The sequence below is a fragment of the Streptomyces sp. NPDC058371 genome, assembly GCF_042723265.1.
In the GTDB taxonomy this organism is placed as follows: Bacteria; Actinomycetota; Actinomycetes; order Streptomycetales; family Streptomycetaceae; genus Streptomyces.
The window spans coordinates 157,722-161,401 of record NZ_JBHXJC010000001.1 but is presented as its reverse complement, the minus strand read 5'-3'; the positions used below and the strand labels follow the sequence as shown (position 1 = coordinate 161,401).

The window sequence follows — 3,680 nt, the reverse complement described above, 5'->3', positions numbered from 1 at the left end:
CTGCTGGGCTGCGTTTTCTGTGTCGCGCCTGAGGCTTTCGTGAAGCTGTTGTGGTGTTCCCTTTCCGCCACCTGGGGGGGGGGGGGGGGGGCCCCCCCCCCCCCCCCCCCCGGTACGGGACGGGCAGGGGCGGAGGGGGCGAACCAATGCTCGCGGGCCCGGCCCGAGGCCACCCGCCTGGGCCGGCGAGCGGCCGACCAGCCCGCACAAGCTCGGCCCGCCGGCGTCAGCCGAAGAAGTCCCGTGCGATGTTCTCCGCGACCGCCTCCAGGATCGGACCCGCGTCCGCGATGCACTTCGCGACGTCGGGCTCGACGTCGGTGAGGGCGTACGCGCGACGGATACCGGCCTTGCCCAGGGCCTCCGGATGCAGGGCCAGCCGGCCGCAGACCGCGACGACCTCCTTGCCCTCCGCACGGGCGGCCGCCGCGACCCCGGCCGGCGCCTTGCCGTGCAGGGTCTGCTCGTCGAGCGACCCCTCACCGGTGATCACCAGATTGGCGCGCTCCAGGGCGGGCGCGAAGCCGAGGACGTCGAGCATGACCTCGATACCGGGCCGGAAGCGCGCGCCGACAACGAGGGCCCCGTACCCGATGCCGCCCGCCGCGCCCGCACCCGGCGCCTGCGCGTACTCGGCGGCCTTGGCTCCGATGGCCTTCTCCAGCACCGTGGCGAAGTGGGCGAGGGAGGCGTCCAGCGTGGCCACGTCGTCGGGGCTCGCGCCCTTCTGGGGGCCGTACACCGCGGGCGCGCCCTTCGGGCCGGTGAGCGGGTTGTCCACGTCACTGGCGAGAACGAAGTCGATCTCGGCGAGCCGCGAGTCGAGGCCCGACAGGTCGGCGCTCGCCAGGTCGCCCAGCGAACCGCCGCCGGGAGCCACCGGCTCCCCGTCCGCGTCGAGGAAGCGCGCACCGAGCGCGGACAGCATGCCCGCGCCCCCGTCGGTGGTCGCGCTGCCCCCGACGCCGAAGACGATGGTCCGCGCGCCGGCGTCCAGGGCCGCCCGCAGCAGCTCGCCGGAGCCGTACGTCGACGAGGTGAGCGGCGCGAAGACACCCGCGGGCAGCCGCTGCAGCCCGCTCGCCTCCGCCATCTCCACGACCGCCGTGCCGTCGCGCAGCGCGAACGCCGCCGTGACCTCGTCGCCCAGCGGCCCGGCGACCCGCACCTCACGCCGCTCGAACCCGGCCGCGACCGCCGCGTCCACGGTGCCGTCCCCGCCGTCGGCGACGGGCAGCGCCTCGATCTCCGCGTGCGGGGCGACCCGGAGCAGCCCGGCCGTCACCCGCTCCGCGACCTGCACGGCTGTCAGCGATCCCTTGAACTTGTCCGCGGCGATGAGCACGCGTGCCGCTCGCCTGGTCCGATTCACTGCAGCGTCCGCCACCTTGCATTCCCCTTGCTTTCGGCCTTGCTCACGTCAAGGCAGTCGCGCCGCTGCGACCATAACCGCAGGAGGGGTACGCCGTCATGCCCCGTCCCGCGCACCGAACACCGGGCGACCTGCGCCGAACACCGCGCGGGCCGGTCCGGAATTGGGTAGACCGGAGGCATGACCCCTGTGGGCACCGAGCTGGGCGACCGCGTCCTCGGGGGCTGGCTGGGCCGGATCGCGGGCAACATGCTCGGCAAGCCGGTCGAGCAGGGCGACCACTGGACGCGGGAACGCATCGACCGCTATCTGCGGCAGGCCGCGGCCCTGCCCCTCACCGACTACCTGCCCGCGCCCGTCACCGAGAGCGCCGAGTTCGCGCTGCGCCCCGAGTGGCGGCAGTGCGTCCGCGGCCGCATCCACGGCAGCTGCCGTGACGACGACGTGGACTACGCGATCCTCGGACTGCACCTGCTGGAGACGCACGGCTTCGGTTTCAGCACGGAACAGGTCGGCGAGCTGTGGCTGCTGCGGCTGCCGTATCTGCAGACCTTCACGGCGGAGCGGGCCACCTACCGGAACCTCGCCAACGGCATCAAACCGCCACTGACGGCGACGTACGACAATCCGTACCAGGAGTGGATCGGCGCCCTCATCCGCGCCGACGTCTACGGCTGGACCTCTCCCGGCGCACCGAGGCGCGCGGCCTCCCTGGCCCGCCGCGACGCCGTCCTGTCCCACACCGGCAACGGCGTGTACGGCGCGATGTGGGCGGCGGCGCTGATCTCGGCGGCGTTCACCGCGCCCACCGTGCGGCACGCGCTGGACACGGCGCTCACGGTGATCCCGGCGAGCAGCCGCCTCGCCCGCATCGTGCGCCGGGTGCTCACGCTGCACGAGACCCGGATGACCTGGGAGGACACGCTCACCACGGTGGCCGAGGAGACCGCGGGGCTCGGCTGGATCCACACCGTCCCGAACGCCGCCGTCCTCACGGCCGGGCTCCTGTACGGCGACGGCGACTTCACCCGCACCATCACGCTGACCGTCCGCGGCGGCCTCGACACGGACTCGAACGGCGCCACCGCGGGCTCCGTCGCGGGCGTGCTGTGCGGGGGTGCGGCGATCCCGGGTCAGTGGCGGGACCCCCTGGAGGACACGGTCCGCAGCGCGGTGTTCGGCTTCGACCGAGCGCGGATCAGCGAGCTGGCCGAACGGACGGCACGGCTGGCCGAGGCGGCTCCCGGCTAGCGGTCCAGCCTGCGGCTTCTGGTCAGCCGGTCCAGCCGCTTCTGGCTGGTCGGCCGGGACGACTCCTGAGTGGTCAGCCGGGGACGGCTTCTGCCTGGTCGGCCCGGCCGGCGGCTTCTGGCCAGTCGGCCGGGGTCGCCTTGGCGAGGCCGTCGGGGCCGGGGCCGAGCACGTCCGCAAGCTGCGGGCCGGGCTCGTTACCCTTCCTGGATGACCGTTTCTGACTTCGCCACGTACATCGCGGGTCTCCCCCGCGTCATCGCCGGAGCCGCCGCGCTCTTCCGTGACGGCGACGGGCGCGTCCTGCTCGTCGAGCCGAACTACCGGGAGGGCTGGGCGCTGCCGGGCGGCACGATCGAGTCGGACGACGGCGAGACCCCGCGGCAGGGTGCACGGCGCGAGACCGCCGAGGAGATCGGGCTCGACATCGCGCTCGGACGGCTGCTCGCGGTGGACTGGGTGCCCGGGACGGCGCGACCGCCGCTGGTGGCGTACCTGTACGACGGCGGAGTCCTCGGCGAGGACGAGCTCAAGGCGATCCGGTTGCAGGAGGAGGAGCTGCTCTCCTGGCGGCTGGTGCCGCGGGAGGATCTCGCCGCGTATCTGCCGGGCGCCCTGGGGCGCCGCGTCCTGGCCGCGCTCGACGTGCTCGCGGAGGGCTCGGGCACGGCGGAACTGGAGAGCGGGCATCGGGTGGGCTGAACCCCGGCCGGGCTGAGCCCGATGGCGTGACCCCCGCCCGGGTCGGCCCCCGCCCGGGTCGGCCCCCGCCCGGGTCGGCCCGCGGCCGCCCTGCGGTTAAGCCCTCCACCGGGTTCATCCCTCGGCCGAGTCCAGGCCTCCACCGGTTCGTCCCTCGGCCCATAAGGCCTTCGCCGGGTCCGGCCGTCCGCCGGGTTCCGCGGCTCAGCGTCCACCGTCCGCGACGGATCCCGAGACAGGGAGGTGTCGGCTCGTCGCCCGGCGGCGGGGCGAAAGTGTGGGGGAGGGGGAAAGGAGAGAGGGAGACACCAGGGGCCGGTGAGGGGAGGGCTATAGTTCTGGGGAGGGGGGAGGT

3 protein-coding genes are annotated in these 3,680 nt (G+C 74.3%); 2 read left to right on the top strand and 1 reads right to left on the bottom strand.

Annotated elements, in window-relative coordinates; all coding sequences use genetic code 11:
* Window positions 1-226: 226 nt before the first annotated feature.
* Entirely contained in the window at window positions 227-1,345 is a 1,119-nt protein-coding gene (locus ACFWM2_RS00690) for a glycerate kinase (protein ID WP_383274028.1), read from the bottom strand.
* A 207-nt stretch (window positions 1,346-1,552) separates the two neighbouring features.
* On the opposite strand from ACFWM2_RS00690, the gene ACFWM2_RS00685 reads away from it, so the two are divergent.
* Together ACFWM2_RS00685 and ACFWM2_RS00680 are read left to right on the top strand one after the other, a co-directional pair.
* A complete protein-coding gene (locus tag ACFWM2_RS00685) occupies window positions 1,553-2,623 on the top strand; it encodes an ADP-ribosylglycohydrolase family protein (RefSeq protein WP_383271506.1) in 1,071 nt (356 codons plus the stop codon).
* A gap of 210 nt (window positions 2,624-2,833) precedes the next feature.
* A complete protein-coding gene (locus tag ACFWM2_RS00680) occupies window positions 2,834-3,325 on the top strand; it encodes an NUDIX domain-containing protein (protein WP_383271504.1) in 492 nt (163 codons plus the stop codon).
* The last annotated feature ends 355 nt before the right edge of the window (window positions 3,326-3,680 follow it).